At 55.7% G+C, this 25,002-nt stretch carries 24 protein-coding genes; 13 read left to right on the top strand and 11 right to left on the bottom strand.

The genetic code is table 11. From position 1 onward, the window contains the following. Positions 1 to 24: 24 nt before the first annotated feature. The 11 genes from H7A81_RS03780 (at position 25) to H7A81_RS03730 (ending at position 11,835) form a co-directional block, all read left to right on the top strand. Positions 25 to 1,221 (top strand): PfkB family carbohydrate kinase, encoded by a 1,197-nt coding sequence (locus H7A81_RS03780; RefSeq protein ID WP_182056766.1) that lies wholly within the window; start codon positions 25 to 27, stop codon positions 1,219 to 1,221. Between the two features lie 44 nt (positions 1,222 to 1,265). Further along, on the top strand, positions 1,266 to 2,189 hold the full coding sequence (locus H7A81_RS03775; protein ID WP_182056764.1) for a dihydrodipicolinate synthase family protein: 924 nt from the start codon (positions 1,266 to 1,268) through the stop codon (positions 2,187 to 2,189). A gap of 72 nt (positions 2,190 to 2,261) precedes the next feature. Further along, positions 2,262 to 2,756 (top strand): YhcH/YjgK/YiaL family protein, encoded by a 495-nt coding sequence (locus tag H7A81_RS03770; protein ID WP_182056762.1) that lies wholly within the window; start codon positions 2,262 to 2,264, stop codon positions 2,754 to 2,756. Continuing rightward, complete coding sequence (locus H7A81_RS03765; protein ID WP_182056760.1) at positions 2,753 to 4,042, top strand: MFS transporter; 1,290 nt, start codon at positions 2,753 to 2,755, stop codon at positions 4,040 to 4,042. Before H7A81_RS03770 ends, H7A81_RS03765 begins: the two co-directional genes overlap by 4 nt. An 88-nt stretch (positions 4,043 to 4,130) precedes the next feature. Further along, the gene (gene yidA / locus H7A81_RS03760) at positions 4,131 to 4,940 is read left to right on the top strand and encodes a sugar-phosphatase (protein WP_034830000.1); all 810 of its coding nucleotides are present in this window, start codon (positions 4,131 to 4,133) and stop codon (positions 4,938 to 4,940) included. 453 nt (positions 4,941 to 5,393) lie between these two features. Continuing rightward, complete coding sequence (locus H7A81_RS03755; protein ID WP_034829999.1) at positions 5,394 to 6,092, top strand: FadR/GntR family transcriptional regulator; 699 nt, start codon at positions 5,394 to 5,396, stop codon at positions 6,090 to 6,092. After that, entirely contained in the window at positions 6,089 to 6,964 is an 876-nt protein-coding gene (locus H7A81_RS03750) for a 2-dehydro-3-deoxygalactonokinase (RefSeq protein WP_182056758.1), read from the top strand. Before H7A81_RS03755 ends, H7A81_RS03750 begins: the two co-directional genes overlap by 4 nt. Then, the gene (locus H7A81_RS03745) at positions 6,948 to 7,565 is read left to right on the top strand and encodes a 2-dehydro-3-deoxy-6-phosphogalactonate aldolase (RefSeq protein ID WP_045833469.1); all 618 of its coding nucleotides are present in this window, start codon (positions 6,948 to 6,950) and stop codon (positions 7,563 to 7,565) included. The genes H7A81_RS03750 and H7A81_RS03745 overlap by 17 nt, the downstream gene beginning before the upstream one ends. Next, positions 7,562 to 8,710 carry a galactonate dehydratase gene (gene dgoD / locus H7A81_RS03740; RefSeq protein WP_034829995.1) on the top strand — a complete coding sequence of 383 codons (1,149 nt, stop codon included), beginning with the start codon at positions 7,562 to 7,564 and terminating at the stop codon, positions 8,708 to 8,710. Before H7A81_RS03745 ends, dgoD begins: the two co-directional genes overlap by 4 nt. A 297-nt stretch (positions 8,711 to 9,007) precedes the next feature. Beyond that, positions 9,008 to 10,300 (top strand): MFS transporter, encoded by a 1,293-nt coding sequence (locus H7A81_RS03735; protein ID WP_034829994.1) that lies wholly within the window; start codon positions 9,008 to 9,010, stop codon positions 10,298 to 10,300. 272 nt (positions 10,301 to 10,572) lie between these two features. Next, complete coding sequence (locus tag H7A81_RS03730; RefSeq protein ID WP_182056755.1) at positions 10,573 to 11,835, top strand: DUF3748 domain-containing protein; 1,263 nt, start codon at positions 10,573 to 10,575, stop codon at positions 11,833 to 11,835. Here the strand turns inward: H7A81_RS03730 and H7A81_RS03725 are convergent. Next, positions 11,813 to 12,160: a YceK/YidQ family lipoprotein gene (locus tag H7A81_RS03725; RefSeq protein WP_034829992.1), complete on the bottom strand. Its 348-nt coding sequence runs from the start codon at positions 12,158 to 12,160 to the stop codon at positions 11,813 to 11,815. The genes H7A81_RS03730 and H7A81_RS03725 overlap by 23 nt on opposite strands. Positions 12,161 to 12,437: 277 nt before the next feature. Between H7A81_RS03725 and ibpA the strand changes: the two genes are divergently transcribed. After that, positions 12,438 to 12,854 carry a small heat shock chaperone IbpA gene (ibpA, locus tag H7A81_RS03720; protein ID WP_034830093.1) on the top strand — a complete coding sequence of 139 codons (417 nt, stop codon included), beginning with the start codon at positions 12,438 to 12,440 and terminating at the stop codon, positions 12,852 to 12,854. Positions 12,855 to 12,910: 56 nt separating this feature from the next. On the opposite strand, the gene H7A81_RS03715 is transcribed toward ibpA, so the two are convergent. The 6 genes from H7A81_RS03715 to H7A81_RS03690 are packed head-to-tail and all read right to left on the bottom strand — an operon-like array spanning position 12,911 to position 18,633. After that, a complete protein-coding gene (locus H7A81_RS03715) occupies positions 12,911 to 13,816 on the bottom strand; it encodes an EamA family transporter (protein ID WP_182056753.1) in 906 nt (301 codons plus the stop codon). Between the two features lie 23 nt (positions 13,817 to 13,839). Continuing rightward, positions 13,840 to 14,340 carry a YbaK/EbsC family protein gene (locus tag H7A81_RS03710; protein WP_160833310.1) on the bottom strand — a complete coding sequence of 167 codons (501 nt, stop codon included), beginning with the start codon at positions 14,338 to 14,340 and terminating at the stop codon, positions 13,840 to 13,842. A gap of 27 nt (positions 14,341 to 14,367) precedes the next feature. Further along, the gene (locus H7A81_RS03705; RefSeq protein ID WP_097118435.1) at positions 14,368 to 15,168 is read right to left on the bottom strand and encodes a 2OG-Fe(II) oxygenase; all 801 of its coding nucleotides are present in this window, start codon (positions 15,166 to 15,168) and stop codon (positions 14,368 to 14,370) included. Between the two features lie 5 nt (positions 15,169 to 15,173). Then, entirely contained in the window at positions 15,174 to 15,884 is a 711-nt protein-coding gene (locus tag H7A81_RS03700; protein WP_182056751.1) for a class II glutamine amidotransferase, read from the bottom strand. Then, complete coding sequence (locus H7A81_RS03695; RefSeq protein WP_097118437.1) at positions 15,872 to 17,149, bottom strand: acetyl-CoA carboxylase biotin carboxylase subunit family protein; 1,278 nt, start codon at positions 17,147 to 17,149, stop codon at positions 15,872 to 15,874. The genes H7A81_RS03700 and H7A81_RS03695 overlap by 13 nt, the downstream gene beginning before the upstream one ends. Before the next feature lie 17 nt (positions 17,150 to 17,166). Next, a complete protein-coding gene (locus tag H7A81_RS03690) occupies positions 17,167 to 18,633 on the bottom strand; it encodes a hypothetical protein (RefSeq protein WP_182056750.1) in 1,467 nt (488 codons plus the stop codon). A gap of 182 nt (positions 18,634 to 18,815) precedes the next feature. Here H7A81_RS03690 and H7A81_RS03685 point away from each other — a divergent pair, with 182 nt between their 5' ends. Next, the gene (locus H7A81_RS03685; RefSeq protein WP_182056749.1) at positions 18,816 to 20,264 is read left to right on the top strand and encodes a PLP-dependent aminotransferase family protein; all 1,449 of its coding nucleotides are present in this window, start codon (positions 18,816 to 18,818) and stop codon (positions 20,262 to 20,264) included. Here H7A81_RS03685 and H7A81_RS03680 read toward each other — a convergent pair. From H7A81_RS03680 to H7A81_RS03665, 4 genes are all read right to left on the bottom strand, one after another. Beyond that, the gene (locus H7A81_RS03680; RefSeq protein ID WP_182056748.1) at positions 20,261 to 21,511 is read right to left on the bottom strand and encodes a valine--pyruvate transaminase; all 1,251 of its coding nucleotides are present in this window, start codon (positions 21,509 to 21,511) and stop codon (positions 20,261 to 20,263) included. The genes H7A81_RS03685 and H7A81_RS03680 overlap by 4 nt on opposite strands. A gap of 82 nt (positions 21,512 to 21,593) precedes the next feature. Beyond that, positions 21,594 to 22,568: a glyoxylate/hydroxypyruvate reductase GhrB gene (gene ghrB, locus H7A81_RS03675; RefSeq protein ID WP_182056747.1), complete on the bottom strand. Its 975-nt coding sequence runs from the start codon at positions 22,566 to 22,568 to the stop codon at positions 21,594 to 21,596. A gap of 66 nt (positions 22,569 to 22,634) precedes the next feature. Continuing rightward, positions 22,635 to 23,915: an MFS transporter gene (locus H7A81_RS03670; protein ID WP_182056746.1), complete on the bottom strand. Its 1,281-nt coding sequence runs from the start codon at positions 23,913 to 23,915 to the stop codon at positions 22,635 to 22,637. Positions 23,916 to 24,056: 141 nt separating this feature from the next. Beyond that, positions 24,057 to 24,998 carry a sugar kinase gene (locus tag H7A81_RS03665; RefSeq protein ID WP_182056745.1) on the bottom strand — a complete coding sequence of 314 codons (942 nt, stop codon included), beginning with the start codon at positions 24,996 to 24,998 and terminating at the stop codon, positions 24,057 to 24,059. Positions 24,999 to 25,002 lie beyond the last annotated feature (4 nt).

Raw genomic sequence — 25,002 nt, 5'->3', positions numbered from 1 at the left:
TGCGAGCGAAACGGAGGGAAACGCATGTTTTTGGAAGAACGACGTAGCCAGATTTTGCAATGGCTGGATGAGCACGAACGGGTCACGGTTAATGGATTGGCAAGCCAGTTAGGCGTGACACGAGAAACCATTCGTACCGATCTCAGTGCACTGGCACAGCAGGGCTTAGTGCAGCGCTGCTATGGTGGAGCGATTGCGTTACGCCGCAATTTGCAGGAAAAGCTCATCAGCGAAAGCGGCAACTTTGAGGTGTTGCTACAACGGCTGCAGTCACGTAAAGGCCAGATAAAGTCATCCGGTAAGCAGGGGAAAGTCTGCATTCTTGGTGCTTTTAACGTCGATATCGTGGCGAAAGTGGCGCAGTTTCCGCAAAGTGGCGAATCACTGATGGCGTTAGGCAGCACGCTGGGGCCTGGCGGTAAAGGCGCCAATCAGGCGATGGCCGCTAGCTGTGCGGGTACGCGCGTCCATTTTGTGGCCAAAGTCGGTACCGATCAATTCAGCCAGTTTGCGTTCGATCATCTCTCCGCTTCCGACATTCACTCCTTTCGTCTCTATCAGACCGATACCGAACCCACGGGCAGCGCCATCATTTATGTCTCGCAAGAAAATGGCGAGAACATGATTGCCATCTATTCGGGTGCCAACAAAACCATTACCGACGAAGAGATTGCTGAACTCACGCATGAATTAACCGATGCGGATGTGATGCTACTGCAGTTGGAAAACAACTTTGAAGCTACCCGCAGCGCCATCCGTCTCGCACACACCATGGGCGTGCGCGTCATTATGAACCCTGCGCCATTTTCCCCTGACGTGGTGAGCTGCCTGCCGATGATTGATGTACTCACGCCGAATGAAACCGAAGCTTCGCGTCTGTCTGGCATTGAAATCCATGATGTCCCCAGCGCACGCGCGGCTGCTCAGGCCATTGTCGCACTGGGCGCGCGGAGGGTGATCATCACCATGGGATCGCGCGGTGCACTGCTGTTTGATAACCAACAATTTCACCATATTCCGGCATTTCCTGCGCTCAGCGTGGATACCACGGGCGCGGGCGATGCCTTCAACGGCGCGTTGGCGGCGGCACTCGCTCAGGGCCAAAGCTTGCTGCAAGCGGCGACCTGGGCCTCAGCTTTTGCTTCGCTCGCTGTTGAACGAGAAGGGGCAAGCAACATGCCCGATCGTCAGCAGGTGCTGACCCGACTTCAACAACGATAAACCAGATAACTAATCACAGCGGCCTTTCGCTGGCAGGAGAGATGATGAAAAAGATTGAAGGCATTGTACCGGTCATGCTGACCCCGTTTACCCCAGGTAACCAGATTGATTATCCCGGCCTGGAAAAGCTAATTAGTTGGTACTTAAAAGAGGGCGTGGATGCGCTATTCGCGGTGTGCCAGTCGAGTGAGATGCAGTATCTCAGCCTTGAGGAGCGAGTAGAACTGGCTCGCTTTGTGGTACAGAAAGTAGAAGGCCGTGTGCCCGTTATCGCCTCAGGCCATATCAGTGATGATCTGGCAGAGCAAACTAAAGAGCTGCAGGCTATGGCCAATACCGGGATTGATGCTTTGGTGCTGGTGACCAACCACCTCGATCCTCAAAATCAGGGCAGCGAAGCATTCTATACCCATCTCAATCATCTGTTGGAATCGTTACCCGCAGACATGCCATTGGGGCTTTATGAGTGCCCGGCGCCATATCGTCGACTGTTGAGTGATGAAGAGTTCAGTTTCTGCGCCAATAGTGGCCGTTTTGTGGTGCTGAAAGATGTGAGCTGCGATCTGCCAACTGTTGAGCGCCGCGTCAAACTGTCTCAGGGCACGCCACTAGCCATTATCAATGCGAATGCCGCGATTGCCTGGCCGGCGATGCAAGCGGGATCCAAAGGTTTCAGCGGTGTGTTCACCAACTTCCATCCGGGCTTATATCACTGGCTTTATCACCATGGCGCACAGCAGCCGGAAAAAGCCCATGAACTGTCGCTGTTCCTGTCGCTGAGCGCTGTGACTGAAACGCTCGGCTATCCAAAAAACGCCAAGATTTATCACCAGCGACTGGGCACGTTTGCCAGTGAGCACTGCCGGGTGAACAAAGACAACGTGCTGGAAAAATTCTGGGGATTGAGCGTGCTGCTCGATCAAATCCGTGATGGCAGTGCGTTGTGGCAGCCACGTGTAGCCAAATAACACCTCTCAGGGAGGATATTTATCCTCCCGCTGTACCTGAACCCTCTAACGATAACGACACGGGAAGACATCATGATTGTATGCGATCGACTGGACTGGACGCGCGAGCGCCACGCTTTTCATCCCATAGTTGACCAGGCTATTCGCTGGATTGCGGATACCGATTTCAGCCAGCTGGAAGCAGGGAAATACGATTTACTGCCCAACAACCAGATGTTCTGTCTGGTGCAGGAAATGGAAACCGAGCCGGCGAGTGCACGCCGTGCGGAGTCGCACTTTAACTATGTTGATATTCAATATTTACTGGAAGGACGTGAGAATATCGGCGTGGCGCGTGCGCATCCGCAGCATGTCATTACTGAAGATCTGCGCAATGAACGAGATGTGGTGTTTTATCAGGACACCATCACTGAATCGATGATTACTTTAACGCCGGGCCAATTCGCGCTGTTTTTCCCGCACGATGTGCATCGCCCATGCTGTGCCGCGCCCGAAGTACAGCGCATTCGCAAAGCAGTGATTAAAATCCATCTCGACCTGTTTACTACACCGCAGGAGGCGTCATGAAACCTTCTGCGCATACCTTATCTGATGTGACCATTACCCAGCCGACAACCATAGGTAAACTGCGCTGGGGCATCGTCCTCCTTCTGTTGTTGGCAGCGGTGGTTAACTATCTTGATCGCGCCAACCTGAGCATTGCCAACACCACCATTGCCGCTGAATTTGGTTTCTCTCAAACGGAAATGGGCTTGTTACTTTCCGCGTTCCTCTGGCCTTATGCGCTGGCGAATTTACCCGCTGGCTGGCTGGTGGATAAGTTTGGCCCGAAGAAAATGTTTTCATGGGCGCTTGGCTTATGGTCCACGTTTACTGTGCTGGCGGCGTTTGTGAACAGCTACAGCTTCTTCTATGGCTTACGCATGATGTTAGGGATCGCCGAATCGCCGTTTTTCACTTCGGGCATTAAGATCACCCATCGCTGGTTTGGTGATAACGAGCGAGGCTTACCCACGGCGATCATCAATACCGGTTCGCAAATCGCAAATGCGATTGCCCCTCCGATTCTGACCGTACTGTTGCTGACATTCGGCTGGCGCGGCATGTTTGTCGCCATTGGCTTAATGGGGATCCCATTACTGCTGGCGTGGTGGAAGTTTTATCGTGATCCAGAAGCGCGTGAAGATGCTTTGCTGCATGCCGGGCAGCGAAGTGTCGCTGCACCAGAAGAGAAGGCACAAGCCAGTTGGGGCGCACTGTTCCGCCATAGCACCACCTGGTTTATGGTGATCGGCAACTTCTCCATCATGTTCACTATTTGGGTCTATCTCACCTGGCTGCCCGGCTATCTGGAAAAATCCCTGGGTTTCAGTCTCAAAGCCACTGGTTGGATCGCCTCGATTCCATTCTTCGCCGGCATTTTAGGCGTGCTGGTGGGCGGTATGCTGTCCGATCGATTAGTGCGTCGCGGTGTGCGGGCAATCACCGCGCGTAAAGTTCCGATTGTGACTGGCGCAGCATTGGCCGCCTGCTTCGTGGCACCGATCCCCTTCGTGGATAGTACGCCACTGGCAATTGGCCTGCTGGCCATGGGCTACTTCTGTTCGCAGATGCCACAAGGGGCACTTTGGACGCTGGCCAGTGATATTGCACCAAAATCTCAGGTTGCCTCATTGGGTGCGATTCAGAACTTTGGTGGCTTCCTCGGCGCAGCAATGGCACCCATTGTCACGGGCATCATCCTGGATACTACCGGCAAATTTACCAACGTGTTCTTGCTGGGAGCGGGCTTGCTGATGCTGGGCGCGCTGAGCTATGGCTTGTTTGTCCGCAAGCCGCTGACCGCAAAATAGCCTGAAGTGCCGTCCGTTGCCGATTAACTGGTCAATGTGAGCTGAATCGCGCTAGCATTAAACAAACTCTGACTTAACCGAGGATGTTATGGCGATAAAATTGATTGCGATCGATATGGACGGCACGCTGCTCAACCCGCAGCACGAAGTGACGGCGGCGGTGAAATCGGCGATTGGTCGTGCGCGTGATAAAGGCGTTTCCATTGTGCTGGCGACTGGTCGTCCGTTGGTCGGCATTGAGCGCTATCTGATGGAACTCGATATGCAGCAGCCCGGCCAGTATTGCATCAGTAACAACGGTGCTCTGGTGCACAGCGCGGATAGCGGCGATGTGGTGGCAGAAAAAACGCTGAGCTTTGATGACTATCTTTATCTGGAACAGCTGGCGCGCGACCTCGGCGTGCATTTCCAGGCATTCGACAAATCTTTCCTCTACACGCCAAACAAAGACATCAGCGAATACACCATCCATGAAGCCAGCCTGACCGGCATTCCGGTTCGCTACCGCGCGGTAGAAGAGATGGACCCGGCCACTCGCTTCCCGAAACTGATGATGATCGACAAGCCACATTTGCTGGATAAAGCGATTGCTGGCCTGCCTGCGCGGGCCCGTGACAGCTACACCATCCTGAAAAGTGCGCCGTACTACCTCGAAATTCTCAATCCACTGGTCAACAAAGGCTACGGCGTGAAAATGCTGGCGGACAAACTCGGCCTGCAGCAGTCGGAAGTGATGGCGATTGGCGATCAGGAAAACGACCTGGCGATGATTGAGTACGCGGGAACCGGCGTGGCGATGGGTAATGCCATTGATTCAGTCAAAAACATTGCGCAGTTCGTGACCAAAACCAATATGGAAGATGGCGTCGCGCATGCCATTGAAGAGCTGGTGCTGTAATCCTTTCTTTTGCGGGCAGCGTGCTGCTGTCCGCCTCTCTGAATTCATTCTGCAAATGTCCATCGGTCGCCATCAATGCCGACACGACGAATGATCGTTACGGTTTCCGTGAAGCAGCTATTCATACTTCATAAATGATGAACCCGCGAACGATCAGTCCCGTTTCCACCCGGAGCGCATTGCTTCACCATGAATGATCACCCAACGAGCGAGCTTCTAAGTTTCTGCCTGGGGCACACTGATCCGTCATAAGTGATGCCCCAACTCACACTCAGCTCGATTTAATCGGGTGCACATTTATGCTTCGATGAATTGTCTATTATGTGATCCAGATTGTAGTACAACTTGTTTTGTTAGTACTACAATCTGCGTCGTGACGTGAGGTGCCTGTTAGTTTTAACGCGTCGAAAGCAGTAATCTGATGGGCTACCGTCTTTCACTGAATGGAACATCATGACGCAAGAACAATTAAGCAAAACCGAGCGCATCATCCTGACGCTGGGTGAAGAAATTGTAGCAGGGAAGTATGTGCCGGGCGCCGCGTTGCCAGCCGAAGCCGAGTTATGTGAACGGTTTGGCACCTCGCGAAACATCATCCGCGAAGTATTTCGCTCGCTGATGGCAAAGCGGTTGATGGAGATGAAGCGTTACCGTGGCGCCTTTGTCACCCCGCGCAATCAGTGGAATTACCTCGACAGCGATGTCCTGCAATGGGCACTGGCGCACGATCAAGATCCCAGGCTGATTGCCGCCATGAGTGAAGTGCGCGTGCTGGTGGAGCCGCAGATTGCGCGCTGGTCGGCGGAACGCGCGACCTCCAACGATTTAGCGGCGATTGAGCAGGCTTATAACGACATGGTTGCCCATCATCTCGATCGGGAAGCATTCAATGAGGCGGATATCCGCTACCACGAAGCGGTGCTGGCTTCGGTGCACAATCCGGTATTGCAGCAGCTTAATGTGGCGATCAGCCAGTTACAGAAAGCGGTGTTTGCGAAAACCTACATGGCGGATTCCGGCAACATGCCGCGCACCTTAGCCGAACACAAGGCGCTGTTTGATGCCATCCGACATCAGGATGGTGATGCGGCGGAGCAGGCGGCAAAAGCGATGATCGCCAGCTCCACCGCCCGACTCAAGGAGATTATGTGACCAGCTATATCGCGATTGATTGGGGTTCAACCAATCTGCGTGCCTGGCATTATCAGCAGGGTAACTGCGTTGATGAGCGCCGGTCAGAAGCGGGCGTCACGCGTCTTGGCGGACGCACGCCTGCAGAGGTCTTTGCCAGTGTGACAGACGGCTGGCCAGTGAATGATGTGCCGGTGGTGATGGCGGGCATGGTCGGTAGCAATGCAGGCTGGCTTACGGTGCCTTATCTGGCCTGTCCTGTGGCGTTGGATCAACTCAGCAGCCGCCTGACCCGCGTTGAAGATAAAGCGTGGATCGTGCCGGGATTGAGCGTCGAACGTGCTGACAACTACAACGTGATGCGCGGTGAAGAGACACAGTTGCTGGGTGCCTTCGCGCTGCAACCCGCTATGCAGTATGTGATGCCTGGCACGCATGCCAAATGGGTGCAGGTGGAGCAGCAGCGTGTGCAGGACTTTCGCACGGTGATGACGGGTGAACTGCATCATCTGCTGCTGAAACAGTCGCTAATCGGTGCGGGTTTACCCGAACAGGAAGAGAATGCCGCCGCTTTCCGTGAAGGCTTAGCGGTCGGCAGCCACGACGCATCGATCCTTTCCAGGCTGTTCGAAGTGCGTGCTTCTCATGTATTGGGCGCACGCGATCGCCGCCATATCAGCGATTTCCTATCCGGCCTGCTGATTGGTCATGAAGTGGCGCTGATGACGGAACACGTGGATCGCCGCCAACCGATCATCATTATTGCTGGAAATGCGCTGGCGCAGCGTTATCAGCAGGCGCTGCAATTTATCGGCATGGATTCAGTCACCCTGGAAGGCGACCGCGCGTTCCAGCATGGAATAAGGAGTATTGCAGATGACCTGGCACACTAAATTGCCATTGATCGCCATCCTGCGTGGCATCACGCCAGACGAGGCCGAAGCGCACGTGGGTGCCCTAATCGAAGCGGGTTTCGATGCCATTGAGATCCCGCTGAATTCCCCGGAATGGGCCAAAAGCATCGGCGCGATGGTGCAGACTTTCGGCGATAAAGCGCTGATCGGTGCGGGCACCGTGTTGCATCCGGCGCAGGTCGATGAACTGGCCACGCTTAACAGCAAGCTGGTGGTGACGCCGAATACCGATGCGGCAGTCATCCGTCAGGCCGTGGCGAAAGGGATGATTGTTGCAGCGGGTTGCGCCACCGCCACCGAAGCCTTCACCGCACTGCAAGCGGGCGCCCAGGCGCTGAAAATCTTCCCATCGTCGGCGTTTGGTCCGGGCTACATCAAGGCCTTGAAAGCGGTGCTGCCGCCGGAAGTGCCGGTGTTTGCGGTGGGCGGCGTGACGCCAGAAAACCTGCATGAATTTTTGGCCGCGGGCTGCATTGGCGCAGGTTTGGGCAGCGATCTCTATCGCGCTGGCCAGCCGCTGTCGCGCACTGTGGAGAAAGCTCGCGCATTTATTGCTGCTTATAAGGATGCTGTACGATGAAAATTACCAAACTGACCACTTATCGCCTGCCGCCGCGCTGGATGTTCCTGAAAATCGAAACCGACGAAGGCATCGTTGGCTGGGGCGAACCGGTGATTGAAGGGCGCGCGCGCAGCGTCGAAGCGGCTGTGCATGAGTTGTCGGAATATCTGATTGGTCAGGACCCGGCACGCATCAACGATTTGTGGCAGGTGATGTATCGCGGTGGATTCTATCGCGGTGGTCCGATTTTGATGAGCGCCATCGCCGGTATCGATCAGGCATTGTGGGATATCAAAGGTAAAGCGCTGGGTGTGCCGGTGTATCAGCTGCTTGGTGGTCTGGTGCGTGACAGCATCAAGGCTTACAGCTGGGTGGGGGGCGATCGTCCGGAAGAAGTGGTCGACGGCATCAAGAAACTGCGCAAGATTGGCTTCGACACCTTCAAGCTGAATGGATGCGAAGAGATGGGCATTATCGACAACTCGCGCAAAGTGGATGCAGCGGTGAATACCGTGGCACAGATTCGTGAAGCCTTTGGCAAAGAGATTGAGTTCGGTCTCGATTTCCATGGCCGCGTCAGTGCGCCAATGGCGAAAGTGCTGATCAAAGAGCTGGAGCCGTATCGTCCGCTGTTCATTGAAGAGCCGGTGCTGGCGGAGCAGGCGGAATACTATCCGCGTCTGGCGGCGCAAACCCATATTCCGATTGCGGCAGGCGAACGTATGTTCTCGCGCTTCGAGTTCAAACGCGTGCTGGAAGCGGGTGGCCTGGCGATTCTGCAACCGGATCTGTCGCATGCGGGCGGTATCACCGAGTGCTACAAAATTGCCGCGATGGCAGAGTCTTACGATGTAGCGCTGGCACCACACTGTCCGCTCGGCCCAATCGCGCTGGCTGCCTGCCTGCATGTCGATTTCGTTTCACGCAACGCGGTGTTCCAGGAGCAGAGCATGGGCATTCACTATAATCAGGGTGCTGAACTGCTGGATTACGTTATCAATAAAGATGATTTCAAAATGGATGATGGTCACTTCTATCCACTGAATAAACCGGGTCTCGGCGTGGAAATTAACGAAGAGCTGGTGATTGAAAGAAGTAAGAATGCACCAGACTGGCGTAATCCATTATGGCGTTTCCCAGACGGAACGGTCGCTGAGTGGTAATACTCGTCATAATTTAAGCGACAGATGCGTTGGCTGTGCTTACTCACCTTAAGTAAGCTCTTGGGAGTGTATTCCCATGCCATCATTCTGCACGTCGAATTATTTAGGGTATAAGAATTTATAAAATCTTTTAGATAAAGATATGCCGGTGAAATAAGGCATAGGGCCTCGCTCAGCCTTTTTCCCGGCAAATGACATTTACCGCCTGTGCGGTTTTACCTTCACTATCCTTACCCTGCATTTGTAGCGGCGGGCATCTTCGCGCCTCAACTACAAATATGATTACGGAGACACACCATGGATCTCTCTGCTGTTCAGGCCAAACCCACCCGGCGTCGTTATATTACGCTGCTGATGATCTTTATTACGGTGGTGATTTGCTATGTCGACCGCGCTAATTTAGCGGTGGCCTCTGCGCATATTCAGGAAGAGTTCGGCATCAGTAAAGCGGAGATGGGATATGTCTTCTCTGCCTTTGCCTGGTTATATACGCTATGCCAGATTCCCGGCGGCTGGTTCCTCGATCGCGTCGGTTCCCGCCTGACCTATTTTATTGCCATCTTCGGCTGGTCGGTCGCCACGTTATTCCAGGGTTTTGCCAGCGGATTATTATCGCTGATTGGCTTGCGTGCCATTACCGGCATCTTTGAAGCGCCTGCGTTCCCGACCAACAATCGTCTGGTCACCAGCTGGTTCCCGGAGCAGGAGCGTGCCTCTGCCGTGGGCTTTTATACCTCTGGTCAGTTTGTCGGTCTCGCTTTTCTCACACCGTTGCTGATCTGGATTCAGGAACTGTTGAGCTGGCACTGGGTGTTCATCATCACAGGCGGCATCGGCATCATCTGGTCGCTGGTGTGGATCAAGTTCTATCAAGCCCCAAGCCAGAGCAAAGGCATCAACCAGGCGGAACTGGACTATATCCGTGAAGGGGGGGCGATGGTGGACGGCGATGCTCCCGCGGCGAAAAAAACGCGCACCAAACTCACCGCCGCCGACTGGAAACTGGTGTTCCATCGCAAGCTGTGCGGCGTGTACCTTGGGCAGTTCGCTGTTACCTCTACGCTGTGGTTCTTCCTGACCTGGTTCCCGAACTATCTGACGCAGGAAAAACACATCTCCGCGCTGACAGCAGGCTTTATGACCACCGTGCCGTTCCTCGCCGCCTTCTTTGGTGTGATTCTTTCTGGCATCGTGGCCGATCGTCTGGTGCGCAGCGGGCGTTCCCTTGGTTTTGCGCGTAAAACGCCGATTATCTGTGGATTGCTGATCTCTACCTGCATCATGGGTGCCAACTACACCAACGATCCGGTGTGGATTATGACGCTGATGGCCATCGCGTTCTTCGGCAACGGCTTCGCCTCTATTACCTGGTCGCTGGTGTCGTCGCTGGCGCCGGTTCGCCTGATCGGTTTAACCGGTGGAATGTTTAACTTTATCGGTGGATTAGGTGGCATCACGGTGCCGCTGGTGGTGGGCTATCTGGCACAGGATTACGGCTTTGCCCCGGCGCTGGTGTATATCTCCGCCGTGGCATTGGTTGGTGCGCTCTCCTATATCCTGCTGGTCGGGGATGTGAAGCGGGTTGGGTGATCGATAACGCGCGATAAATGACGCCGCTACAACGCCCTGCGATGCGTAGCGGCGCCATTCATTGCGTGTCTGTTCACGATTTATCACGCAATCTGTCAGCCATTCATTGCGCGATCTGTTCATGATTTATCGCGCAATCTATCACTCATTCCTGACGTGATCGATTCGTATTGAATTGTGCCAACTGTTCGCAAATTATTGCGCTGTGACTGCTGCACCTCACCCCATAATCGCGTACTTTGTTCGGCAACAGTTGGATGTAAGGTTGCCTCATGTCAGAAAAACAACTCACCTTTGCACAGCGTCATCATCAGCTCACCAATATCAACGTCTGGACCGCGGACAGCCAGTGGCTGGCGTTTGATGTTCGTCCGTCGGGCGCGTCCTTTACCAGTCTGACCATCGAACGCGTCAACGTCGCGAGCGGTGCGGTCGAGGTGCTGTATCAGGCACGCGACGGTGCGCATGTCGGCGTGGTGACCGTCAGCCCGGATCTGCCGCCGCGCTATGTGTGCATTCATGGCCCTGAGCATCCCGATGCACACTGGCATTATGATTTCCATCATCGTCGCGGCGTCATTGTGCAGCAGGGCAATGCGGAAAATCTCGATGCCTGTGACATCACCGCACCTTATACGCCCGGTGCCTTGCGCGGCGGCTCGCATGTCCATGTGTTCAGTCCAGACGGATCGCGTCTGAGCTTTACCTATAACGACCATGTGATGCATGAAAAAGATGTGGGTGAGGATTTGCGTAATGTCGGTGTGGCCGTACCGCTGCATCCGGTGTGTCCGCCGAAACAGCATCCCCGCGAATACGATGGCAGCCATTACTGCGTGCTGGTAAGCCAAACCACGCGCGATCCCCAGCCGGGCAGCGATCAGATTGACCGCGCTTATGAAGAGGGCTGGATTGGCGATCGTGGGTATCAGAAAGAAGACGGCAGCTGGCAGCGTTGGGCGCTGGCGTTTATCGGTGATACGCGTGCTGCCAACGGCGATAAAGTGCCGGAAGTGTTTGTAGTGGATTTGCCCGAGGCGCTGAGTGATTACGCCAAATCCGGTGCATCACCGTTACAGGGCACGGCGGATAAACTGCCTGCACCGCCTGCCGGTGTGCAGCAGCGGCGCATCACGCACAGTAAAGGGTTAGCATTGCAGCCACGTCACTGGCTGCGCGCGTCGCCGGACGGCAGCACCATCGCCTTCCTGATGGCGGATGAGCAGGGCGTTGTACAGCTGTGGCGTGTGTCGCCTAACGGTGGTTCACCGCGTCAAATCACGCGGCTCAGCAGCACTATTCAGTCGGCATTCAGCTGGCAGCCGTCAGGCGAGGCGATCGCCTTTATTTGCGATAACAGCGTGATGCGCTGTGATGTGGCGACCGGGCACTGCACGCGCTTAACCAAACGCAGCGAGCAGCCGCCTTCCGGTGATGCGGTAGCGTGGTCACCGGACGGCAAACAGATCGCTTATATGCGGGAAATTGAGGGCTGGCGCCAGCTGTTCTGCGTCAGTGCGACGTCGATGGCATAGCGGCGGCAGTCGCCAGGCTGGCGTCAGTGCCAGCCAATTTTTCGCTTTGCAGCACACGGTCATGCGCCGAATCTTTGTCAGTGCGGAAGTAATCCCACGGCAACAGAATCGTATCCAGTACGGCGGAGAAGGGCAGATCGATCACCGCCAGCGGCTTTATCGCCCAGCTGGTATTGTCATCGGCAATCATATCTGCGCTGGCGCGAGTGCCGGGATAATAACCCTGGCTGGCGCCAGTGTGAGACATGACGCTGGAGCAACCCGAAGTAGTCAAAACGCCGCAGACCAGCAGGCCGGTGAGCGGAAAGCTTTTCATCATTTTCATTTCATCATCCCTACAGCCATCACTTCTGGCTGGAGTGTGTCTCCTGCTGCAGCAAAGCTCTGTGGCGATGTCATGCAATGCAGGCGAAGAATTTCTGAGTGTATGCTATTTCGTCAAAATTGCTGTAAAAAAATACGCATTGCCCTTGAAAGCGATCAAAGCGCACCCATTTTTACTTCACGGTCGCGTTGCTGTTGCCGACAGGGGCAGCAGCGGGCCGCACAACCTGTCCATGGTGGAAGGTTGCCAAAACTTGCTGATTTTCAGGAGTCTTTTTATGCGTAACTTTGATCTCACTCCGCTTTATCGTTCTGCTATTGGTTTCGACCGTCTGTTTAGTCTGCTTGAGTCCAATCAGAACCAGGCCAATGGTGGCTATCCTCCGTACAACGTTGAGCTGGTGGATGAAAACCACTATCGCATCACCATTGCCGTTGCGGGCTTTGCCCAGAGCGAGTTAGATATTACCTCACACGACAATGTGCTGATTATTCGCGGCGCGCACCCCGAAGAGCAACCGGAGCGCAAATACCTTTATCAGGGTATCGCCGAACGTAACTTTGAGCGCAAATTCCAGCTGGCCGATCACATCGTGGTGCGCGATGCGCGTCTCGAACTGGGCCTGCTGAGCATCGATCTGGAACGCATCGTTCCTGAAGAAGCGAAACCGCGTCGCATTGAAATCCTGAATTAAGGATATTGTGTTGAGAAGAAAACGCCGCAGAAATGCGGCGTTTTTGTTTCTGCGGATCAGGTGCGCACCCATAATCGCTGGCTCACCATCCCGCCGAACACGTTCACCAGCAGGCCGAGAATAATCACTGACGCACCGAGAATTTCCTGCGCTGACAGGGTTTCGTCGAGTACCAGCGCAGCGCTAAGAATGCCCACCACGGGCACCAGCAGTGACAGCGGCGCCACGCGCCAGGTCTCATAGCGACCGAGCAAATTGCCCCAGATCGCGTAGCCGACAATAGTGGCAATAAACGCGAGGTAAATCAGCGCCAGCACCGTCTGCAACGAGATATTCAGCAGGCTGGTGACGATCGCTGCCTCGCCATCGAACCACCATGAGCAGGCGAAAAAGGGCACCACCGGCACCAGTGCACTCCACACCACCAGCGACATCACCGGCACCTTACGGTTACGCAGAATGATCTTGTTGGTGATATTGCCCAATCCCCATGACAGCGCCGCCGCCAGCGTCAGCATCATGGTGGTGAGCGTAATCCCAGCGGTGGTTTGCCCCTCCATGCCCGCCGTTGCCAGCATAAACATGCCAAGTGTCGCCACTAAAATCCCGGCGATGTGGTTCCAGCGCAGTTTTTCCGCCAGTAACAAAGCGCCGAGCAGCAGCGTAAAGAACGCCTGTGCCTGTAACACCAGTGAGGCCAGTCCCGCAGGCATGCCGAGTTTGATCGCCAGAAACAGGAAAGCGAACTGACCAAAGCTGATAGTCATGCCGTACACGATCAGCCAGCGCAAAGGGATCTGCGGCCGCTTCACAAAGAAGATCGCCGGGAACGCCACCAGTGCAAAACGCAATCCCGCCAGCAGAAACGGCGGCATATCGTGCAGACCCAGTTTGATCACCACAAAATTCACGCCCCACGCCACCACTACGCACAGGGCTAACATCATATCTTTTACTGACATACTCGTTCCTTACTACGGCCGTTTCAGGCAGTCGCCGTCATCGGAGTGGCAATGTCTGCACAACAGTCATCGCCGATAACACGAAAAAAATCATCCACATTCAGCGCCATGGAACGCTCCAGCGCGCCGGCGTTAAACCACAGCGTGCCGACATCACGCAGGCGCGCATCGACGCGCAGCGCCAGTCGGTCATCAAAACTAAAGGGCGGCACCGCGCCCATCACACACTGCGTCAGCTCCTGTGCTTTCTCTGGCGCGGCAAAACTCGACTTCTTGCCACCAATGGCGCGTGCCGCACTTTTGAAGTTGATCTTGCAGTCGCCCGGCACTATCGCCAGCAGGTAACGCGCATCGGCACCGTCCGGCATCGTCACTTCCAGCACCATGGCTTTGGCAGCCTGATTGAGATCGTTGCCGCGAATGCCGCTGATCACATCGGTCTGACCGATGGCCTCATGCTCCACCACGCGATAGTCCGCGTGGTGTTGATCCAGCAGGGCGGTGATTTTTTCATAGGTATTCATGTTCATCTCCTCGTCGAAGGCCCGGCGTTAACTCCAGGCAATGGCGTGCTTCATTTTTTTGTCGGTCAGGCCAAAGAAAAAGCCCATGGTGATGCGCGTGTCGCCTTCCACGCGATCAATCTCGTGATAAAACGCAGGATTAAACAGATAGATGTCGCCGCTGCGTGGGGAGAACTCACACGCCTCGCTTTGCTCAATCACGCCAGTCTGATAGCCGAGTTCACCCGGCGTTTTGAAGCGCTCATCCACCGGATGCCACTTCTTGTTGAATATCCGCAGTTCCCCGCCCGCGTGACACTCCTGCAAACAGACCACACAGCTCAGTTGATGCAGGATGTGGGTGACGGCCAAACCACTGCCCGCGGCATCGCGTACGATGTTGTCGTTATGCAGTGGATTGGCGACGCCATTGGCATGAAAGCGCACAATCGAACCCGCGTAATCGCCCAACTCCGGCTCGCGGGCAGTGTGCAGACTCTCCAGACGCAATGAGTGCTTCACCCAGTTGTAAACCTGATCGCGCAGGCAGTGCAGTGATGCTGGCAGTGCAGGCTGGATGTCGCGCAACTCGGTGAAGTAATTTTCGGGTGCGCGAGTGTGTTTAGCCAGATAGGGGCCGAGCGTGGTCAGTGCGCCATTTGGATAGCGCGAGACGCGCACCTGATCGCGGCACTGTTGCAGATCGTCCACCACCGCTTCGCGCACTTCAGGCGTCAGGAAATTGCGCAGCACCAACAGCGGCACGCGCGCGGTCACGATGTCATCCAGCCAGGTGCTTTCGACGAACATTTTTGGATGGATAACGCGTATCTGATTGAAAATGGCCATGCTGATCACTCCCCAAGTGGAAATTCATGAAGTTCATGGTTGTTCATGCGACGCCAGTCAGACGCCGTGCCCAGTGCAGCAATAGGTTCAGAAGAGATGAAAGTGGTGCTGTTATTTTGATAATGATGCAACGTGAAATAGTCAGGATAAGGGGTGTCATCGGGATGCCACTGCCACGCCCAGGCTTTATCCCGGGTGACAAAAATCGCATTAGCCGCACTGCCACCCGGTGCCACGCGCGCCATCTTGCTGCGCAGGTAGTCACGGGTAAAATCGGCAGGCGTCACCTGGTCGACGATATATTCAAGATATTCGGCGGAGTCAAAGCGCGATTCCGCCATGCCCAGTTGCGCATAGACCGTGGGTAAAAAGCCGTTGTGCATCATGTACCACTGCGTCGCGCCGCTGGTGCGCCACAGCGGATGGGAAAACTCAATGCCCTGATTTTTGCTCAGCGTGGCGTGCCGCACATGTACCGCCAGAAAACGGCTGTGACGCAGTGCATCAACGTCAATACCGGGCAGCGCATCAGCAAAGGTGCCAGTGCCATGCAGGGTGCGAATCTTTCCCTGATCCAGCCACAAACAGCCCCAGCCATTCGGGTGCTGTTTGATCGGGCCGTCATGCGTGGCGGTTTCGCCACAGCTCATGGCGCGTGCGGCGTCCAGTACCGCTGCCGCATCAAACTGGCCGCTTGCCAGAATCATTCTGCACATAGAAGATCTCTCCGGGGGGCTAAGGACGGAACGTCGAGAATCTGCTGGAACACCGCTAACACATCGTCACGGCTGTCTGCGGCAAGACGGAAGGTGGCGAGGATACCAGCATGACGGGTGAGGTCGGCGTAGAGCGAGGATCGCGGCGAAACGGCCAGCGCGGGCAGATTGAGCGGTGGCAATAACTGACCGCGCTGATGTTGGGCGATCCAGCGTTCCGCTGCGTCATATTGCAGGCGCTGACGCAGGCGCAGGCGACCAATGGCCTGGGCTTGCTTAGGGAAGTGCAGCACCGGCAAACCCCGTCCGGCTTCAATCTGAAACGCTACCTCCGCCCAGTTAATACCTGTGACTTCCTCGACCAGATTCACCACGCCCATGCCCGATAAGCGGAAACCCATTTCGAGGAAGTGCGGTTCACCGTTCACCATAATAAAATCGATGTGGAAGGCGCCCTGGCGATAGCCAAAGGTCTCACAGCAAAAGCTCATCAAACTGGCAAAGGCAGCAGGCAGCTGTTGTGCAGCCATCGCCACATGGCCGGATTCGTAAAAGCTGATACAGCCTTCTGCATCGATGTGGTGCTCGATCACCTTCTGACAGCAGGTCAGCGCCACCGCGTGTCCGTTATCCACCACACCTTGTAGTGAATATTCGTCGCCCGGCAGCCAGCTTTCGACAATAAAGCCGCTAAAGCCGCGCCCGCCGTAGTTCATGGTCTCCACCAGCTTGCCGATCACCGCATCGAGCTGGCTGGCCTCTTCCACCAGCCAGATCCCTAATCCGCCGCCGCCATCCACCGGTTTGATCACGCAGGGATACAGCAGTGCATCACGCGCGTCACGAATGCTCAGCGGTGAGGCAAAGAAGCGAAACTCCGGCTGTGGAAAGCGTGGCCAGGCTTTACGCAAGGCCATGCGCTGTGCGTACTTATCCGGCGGAATAAAGCAAGGTCCGGCATCCGGCCCGGCCAGCAGTTCGCGTACGCGACCGGCGCTGGCGTTGTAGGCTTCAAAGCCTGCCAGCACCACCTGAGGATGTTCCAGTAAGCCCGCGCGCAGACAGGCTTGTAACACATCCCACGGATTTTCCGGGCGATCGAGACGCACAATCAGATCGAACGGCAGCTGAATGCTTAAGCTTTGATAGTCGACAAAGTCGCCCATCTCCGCCAGCACGGTAAAATAGCCCTCACGTTTTGCCACCGCACAGTACGGATTTTGCCCGTCACGCGTGGCACCAATCTGCAGGAAAATCTTTCTCATCGCGTCGCCTTACCGGGTTATCGCCCGGAGATCACTTCAGTGACGATGTCTTGCAAGGCACCGTTGTTGACCTGAATCACTGCTTTGTGCGGATCGAAACGCAGCACGCGTGAAAGCGCATCGCCGCGCGTGCCATCCAGCAGCGTATTGACCTGTGCACTGCGCCAGCACTGGCGCATCTGTGCAATCGTCAGGCCGGAGAGCTGCTCAAGCTGCTGTGCCAGCAGCAAATCATCGCTATCGCCGCATAGCAGCGCCCGCACCGCCTGTTCATCAGGCGCCTGATCGAGCTGTTGTAGCCAGACATTGAGCTGCTGGCCCTGCGCGATAAACGGTGAATAGATCATGCACACCAGCTGGGTTTCGTTGAGGCCAAACGCCTGTTCGGCAAACTGCGCTGCACGCTGGCGAGCACGTTCAATCGCCGCATCGTCCTGATAACGCGCCGCCATTTCCGCAATCAGTTGCGGCGGGAAATCTTTCTTCTCCATCAGGCCGAGCGCAAAGCGCACATATTCGCGAATGCCTTCGGCGTAGCTACGCTGCATCAGCGTCTCCGCTCGCAGACCGCGAATATGTGCCATTAACGTCGGGTTGCCGCAGTCCGATTCAGAGAAGCTGAACATCAGCTCATCAAAGCGGAAGTGCATGAACTCGGTGAGTAGCGACCAGTGCGCACCCGCTTCATAGGCGGTGTCCTGATAGATGTTGAAGAACAGCGGATCGCGTGCCAGCTGCCAGGTGATGCGATGGGCCGGGGTAACCTGCTCGGCGCCGTAAATGTCGGCGAAATAGCGTTCTGCCACGCCATCCAGGGTTTGCAGGAAGCCGCTAAAGCCGCGCGATTTGTCGGCAACGGGCGCATCAAACAGGCGTGAAAGATGACGAGCCCAGGCGAGGTAAGCGGTTTGCTCCTGCGGCGAATCACCGGTGATGATCACATCCACGCCGCCCTCGTAGTGCGCGGCAAGGCCAAACGAGTTCACCATGCTGAGGTTGCAGGCGTTACAGAAAGTGGAGCGCGCATCGGCACGAAAGCGATGGCCATTCATCAGCACATCGTTGCGATTCTGCTGGCGCACGCTGTCGGGCATCGGCAAATGGCGTTCGAAGTGGCGGATTTGCAGGCCATCGGTCACCAGGCATTCGGTAAAATCATCATCGTGGATCTGCAACGCGCGGTACACACGGTCGATATTCTCCATCACGCTGTCGTTCATCGCCGCGTGGCGGTTAGTGCTGATGCGTAGCTGAAAAGTGCTGCCCTGCTGCTGCCAGATCAGACCCTGAATGTAGCGCACATACGCCACCATGTAGCTGCTGTCTTTCCCGCCGCCATAGGCGAGTAGCACGCGATTGTTAGCGGGATTGTCGCTATCGGGCAGGGCGGCAAGTAAGCGTTGAGAACAGCGTTGAGCAGAATCGATAATCGCGGGCGTGAGATAACCTTCAATTTCTCTCATCATGGTGGACAGATTATTCATTTTTCACTTCATCCTTTGGCTAATAAAATCGCCGTTACCGTGCTGGCGGCAACGGGCAGGAAAAGGGGCCACGAAGTTGCAACGGAATGAATGTCTGAGGCTGAATTAACGGATGCAGCCTAAAGTACTTTGAATGTAATCTGATGGATACGCACAGATCAGCACGATATAGGGTGGAACAGATGGCGGATGGAACGGGTGAACAGGAGAGTCAGAGTAGTCGTTACCGTCAGATTGCAGAGCAGATAAAACAGGCCATTCACAGCGGATCGCTGCCGCCCGATAGCCGTTTACCGTCGGTGCGCACGCTGGCGACGCAGTACAGCGTCAGCATGACCACCGCGCTGAAAACATTACGCACGCTGGAGGATGAGCACTACGCGGTGGCGCGTCCTAAGTCCGGCTTTTTTGTGGCGCCTCGTCAGGTTCCCAGGGGGTTACCCGCTGCCATTCACAGCGAACAGCCGCGTGAAGTCGCGCCGCTGGACGAGCAAACCGAGCTGCATCTGGCCATGCTGGGCTCCGATTGTCGTGTGCGGCTGGATCTGGCCAATGGCGATATCTCGCTCTATCCGGTCAAGAAAATTGGATTGCTGATGCGCCAGATGGGGTACAGCAAACCGGCACTGCTCGGAAACACGGTGAAGGGCACCGGCTATGCGCCGCTTAAAGCCGAGATTGCACGCCGCGCGGTGGATTATGGCTGCAATATCAGCGCTGATGACATCCTGATTACCAACGGCTGCATCGAAGCTATCTCACTGGCTTTGCGCGCCACCACCCGCCCCGGCGATATCGTGGCAGTGGAATCGCCGTGCTACTTCGTGCTGTTGCAGATGCTGCACAACCTCAATCTGCGCGTGATTGAAGTGGAAGCCGGGCCGGAAGGTTATGTTAACGTCAGCAAGCTCACCGCGCTGTTTCAGCGTAAAGCGGTGCAGGCCTATCTCACCATCAACAACATCAATAATCCGCTCGGGAAAAGCATTCCCAACGAGCAGAAAGCCTATATTGCGCGTCAGGCCGATGAGAATGATGTGGTGATTATTGAGGATGATATTTTCGGTGATACGGCGTTTGGCGATCGCCGTCCGTTCCCGATGCGCGCCTTTAGCCCGAATGCCATTCTGTGCAGCGGCTTCTCGAAAACGGTGGCACCCGGTATCCGTATTGGATGGGTACACAGCAGCAACTACATGCGCAAAATCGCCTCATTGAAATACACCACCAGTATGGGTACTTCGGTGCTGTCACAGGCGGCGATTGCCGAACTGCTGCGCAGCGGCGGCTACGATGCGCATCTGCGCAAATTGCGTCGTGAGCTGAAGAATCAAATCCACCATATGCGCCAGGCGGTGTTGCGTTATTTCCCTGCGGGCACGCGTGTATCGGATCCTGAAGGCGGCTATGTGTTGTGGGTGGAAATGCCTGTACAGGCGTTAAACGTGCGAGCGCTGTTTCTTAAAGCGCGCAACGCGGGCATCGGCATCGCGCCGGGCCACATCTTCGCCACCGATCATCGCTACGATCACTGTTTCCGGCTGAATGCCGGTTTTGGCTGGAATGCGGAAGTGGAGCAGGCGATCAAACAGCTGGCAGAGTGGTGCCAGCTGTCGTTAACGGCGGATTAAGCCTCGTTGCCAATCTTCTCCAGCTCTTCCGCCAGAATCTGCACCGCGCGTTCAATCTTCTCCGCATCCGGTACATAGTTCATGCGCATACATTGATGCGTATGCGGCCATTCCTGTTCCAGACCGGGGAAGAAGAAATGACCCGGCACCATCAGCACACCACGGGCTTTGAGGCGCTGATAGAGTGCTTCGGTGCTGATCGGCAGGTCGCGGAACCACAACCAAAGGAAAATCGCCCCTTCGGGTTTGTGGATCAGGCAGCGATCTTCCGGCAGATAGCGGCGCAGAATGGCAATCGTCTCGCTGACCTTGGCCTGATAAAACGGCTTGATCACCTCTTCCGACAGACGCAGTAAATCGCCGCGCACAATCATCTCTGTGGCAATCGCCGGACCGATGCTGCCTGGCGCTAAACTAATAATCCCATTCATGTTGCCAATCGCGCTGATCGTGCTCTCATCGGCAACGATAATGCCGCAACGTGCACCCGGCAGGCCGAGTTTCGACAAGCTCATGCACAGAATAGTATTCGGGTTCCACAACGGACGGGCTTCGCTGAAGATAATGCCAGGGAAGGGCACACCGTAGGCGTTATCGATCAGTAATGGCACGCCATGCTGTTGTGCCAGCGCATCCAGCTGCATCAGCTCGTCATCGGTGATCACGTTGCCGGTCGGGTTGGTCGGGCGCGACACACAAATCAGGCCCATGTCCTCATTCAGCGGCAGATGGTCGAAATCGACGTGATATTTGAACTGCCCCTCTGGCAGCAGCTCAATGTTCGGCCTGGCGGAAACAAACAGATCTTCTTCCAGTCCGGCATCGGCGTAACCGAGATACTCCGGTGCCAGCGGAAACAGCACGCGTTTTTTACTGCCGTCGGCGCGACGGCCCGCGAACAAGTTAAACAGATAGAAGAAAGCGCTCTGGCTGCCGTTGGTCAGTGCAATATTTTGCGCGGTAATCGGCCAGCCCAGCTCTTCACGCAGCATGTTCGCCAGCGCATCCAGCAGCAGCGTTTTGCCACGCGGACCGTCGTAATTGCACAGCGCTTCGCTCAGTTTTCCGTCCTGATGCATCTGCAGCAGCAGCTGGTTGAAGTAGTCATTAATGGCCGGGATCTGCGCCGGGTTGCCGCCGCCAAGCATAATGGTGCCGGGCGTGCGCAGGCCTTCACCCATGTCTTCCATCAGACGTGAGATGCCGGAATGTTGAGTAAATTTGTCGCCGAACTGAGAAAAGGACATAGGAAGTTAAAACATTGTAATCGGGAATGGGCAACCACCATAGCGCCCGCCACGGGCAGGCGCAATGGCTAAAGCAGCAAGCTTAGGCCTGGATCTGGGGGTTAACGCAGTTTTTCTCGACTTTGCCGCTCAGCGCAGCAATCAGGTTATCCACCGCATCACGTGCCATACCGTAACGCGTTTCATGGGTGGCTGAGCCGATGTGCGGCAGCGCTACCACGTTCGGCAACTTAAGGATCTCCGCATCGGCAGGCACCGGCTCCACTTCAAACACATCCAGACCGGCTGCGTGAATCGTGCCGTCCTTCAATGCCGCCGTCAGCGCTTGCTCATCAACCACCGGGCCGCGACCTGCATTTATCAGGATGGCGCTGGGTTTCATCATCTTGAGCTGTGCAGCGCCAATCATATGATGTGTCTGCTCAGTCAATGGCAGGCTGATACAGACAAAATCACTCTCTTTCAGCAGCGTTTCAAGGTCACAAGCACGCGCACCGAAGCGGGTTTCCGCCTCTTCATGCTGACGGCGTGCGTTATAGAGAATATTCATGCCGAAGCCGAAGTGCGCACGCTGCGCCAGCGCCAGGCCGATACGGCCCATGCCGAGAATCCCCAGCGTTTTATGATGCACGTCGATGCCGAAATGTTCTGGTCCGATGCTTTTCTTCCACTCACCACCTTTAACCCATTGATCCAACTCAGTGACGCGACGGGCGGTGCTCAGCACCAGCGCCATCATGGTATCGGCCACGGTTTCGGTCAAAACGGTTGGCGTGTGCATCAGCAGTACATTGCGCTGATTTAAGGCTTCGACATCAAAGTTGTCGTAACCCACAGACACGGTAGAACAAGCGCGCAGTGCGGGCATCTTTGCCAGCAGATCGCCATTTACCTTACCACCAGAACCCAGCAAACCCTGTGCTTCCGCAAACTGCGCGGCATGCTGTTGCACGGTTTCGGGGGAGACGTCATGCACTTCGGTGACGGTAAAATGGGCATCCAGTTTAGCGCGCAGATCGTCTGGCAGGCTCTTATAAAGAATCACAGCAGGTTTCATCATTTGCTCCCTGTAGAACGTGTGACGGGCGACCTGAGCCGCCCGGAAAAGTCATTTCTTACGCTTTCAGGCGTGCTTCGCCCCATGAATCGGTGCTGTCTTGTTCTCCGCGGGCTTGACGATTAACGTCAGCCACACCGAGACCAGCAGCGCGGCACCCATAAAGATATAAGAGGCAGCAGGACTGCCGGTTGCGCCATTAAGATAGCCTACAATCCACGATCCGATGAAGGAACCGAGTGCGCCCATGCTGTTAATCAGCGCCATGGCACCGCCAGCAACGTTGCGTGGCAGCATCTCAGTAATCAGGGCAAAGAACGGGCCGTAAGGGGCATACATCGCGCCACCGGCAATCACCAGCAGCGCATACGACAGCCAGAAGTGGCTGGAACCGGCCAGATAGGAGCCAAGGAACGCCAGCGCCCCAATCAGCAGCAGCGGCCAGACAAACAGCTTACGGTTTTGCTTTTTGTCAGACGCCCATGACACCACGACCATCGCAATGGTCGCCACCAGATAAGGCACTGCTGAAAGCCAACCCGCCTCGACCATACCCATCTGTGTGCCGTTACGCAGAATCGAAGGCAGCCACAGTACGAAACCGTACACGCCAATGCTCCAGGCAAAATATTGCATGCACAGAATGATCACATTGCGATTGCGGAAGGCTTCGCCATAGTTACGCACCGCTTTGATGCCTTCCTGCTCTTTCTGCAACTGCGCCTGCAGGGCGGATTTCTCTTCGTCGCTCATCCATTTGGCTTGTGCTGGCTTGTCCTGCACCAGGAACCACCAGGCCACGGCCCAGATCACCGCCGGGATGCCTTCGAAGATAAACATTTCACGCCAGCCGAAAGCATTAATCAGATAGCCGGACACCACCGACATCCACAGCACCGTGACCGGATTGCCGAGGATCAGGAAAGTATTGGCGCGCGAACGTTCCGACTTAGTGAACCAGTTACTGATGTAAATCAGCATCGCCGGCATCACCGCCGCTTCCACCACGCCGAGCACGAAACGAATCGCTGCCAGCATCGGAATGTTGCTTACCACGCCGGTTAATGAGGCACAGCCGCCCCACAGAATCAGGCACCAGAAAATCAGCTTCTTCACGCTGCGGCGTTCGGCATACACCGCGCCGGGGATCTGGAAGAAGAAATAGCCAAGGAAGAACAGGGCACCCAACAGCGATGACATGCCTTTGGTGATGCCGAGATCGTCATTAATCCCTGCGGCAGAGGCGAAGCTAAAGTTCGCCCGGTCCAGATACGCCAGACTGTAGGTGATAAACACGATGGGCATGATAAACCACCAGCGTTTTGGCGCGATTGTCTGCGATTTCATGGGTGACTCCTCTGTTTTGAGGCGGGCACATTCAATGGATGCGCCTCGAAATAATCGGGTTGTGTAGAGACAGACTGTTTCACCAGGTACGCGTTAATGCGTACCCGACCTGCAGGGTTGCCAATGAAGGCAACCGCTTGATTAAAAATCGCCCAGTGCCGCGCGCGTCGGCAGGCCTTCACTGTCGCCGGCGACCTGAATCGCCAGCGAACCAATCTTGTTACCGCGCAGAATCGCCTGTGGCAGCGATTTGCCTTCCAGCAGTGCGCTGATCAGGCCCACGGCAAAACCATCGCCCGCGCCTACGGTATCCACCACGTTATCGACGAGAATCGGTGCGACATTGCCCTTTTCACCGTCGGCAGTTTTGTACCAGGCGCCGTCGCAGCCGGTTTTGATCACCACAGCCCGTACACCTTTATCCAGATAGAAATCGGCGATGGCTTCCGGCTGGCGATAGCCGGTCAGAATGAACCCTTCTTTCTCACCCGGCAGCACCCAGTCTGCATACTCTGCCAGCAGATTCAGCTGCTTACGCATTTCCTCCTCGCTGCGCCATAACACCGGGCGCAAATTCGGATCGAAGGAGATGGTTTTGCCGCGCGAACGCATCTCTTTGGCCGCATGTTTGGTCAACTCAAGCGAGCTGTCGGAGAGGGCGGCGGCCACGCCGCTCAGGTGCAGGTGGCGCGCGCCACCAAAATAATCCGCATTAAAATCGTCTGGTGACAGATGGCTGGCGGCGGAGCCTGCACGGAAATATTCCACTTCAGGATCGGAACCGTCATCGACGCGCGACTTGAGCTGAAAACCGGTGCGATAGCGGGTATCGGTGGTCACACAGTGATGATCGACATTCTCTTTCGCCAGCTGTTGCAGCGTGAAACGACCGAAACTGTCATCGCCGACGCGGCTGACCCAACCGACCTGTAAACCAAGGCGCGCCAGGCCGATGGCTACATTCAGTTCGGCACCGGCAATACGTTTGACGAAGCCCTCTGCGGCGGCGAGATCCCCGCTTTGCTGAGCGATAAACATCGCCATCGCTTCGCCAATCGTGACCACATCCAGTTGCTTCATCATCGAC

This window comes from Pantoea sp. ME81 (assembly GCF_903970985.1).
GTDB lineage: Bacteria > Pseudomonadota > Gammaproteobacteria > Enterobacterales > Enterobacteriaceae > Pantoea > Pantoea communis.
Note: the sequence above shows the minus strand (reverse complement) of the source record. Positions and strands in the feature narration are given on the sequence as shown.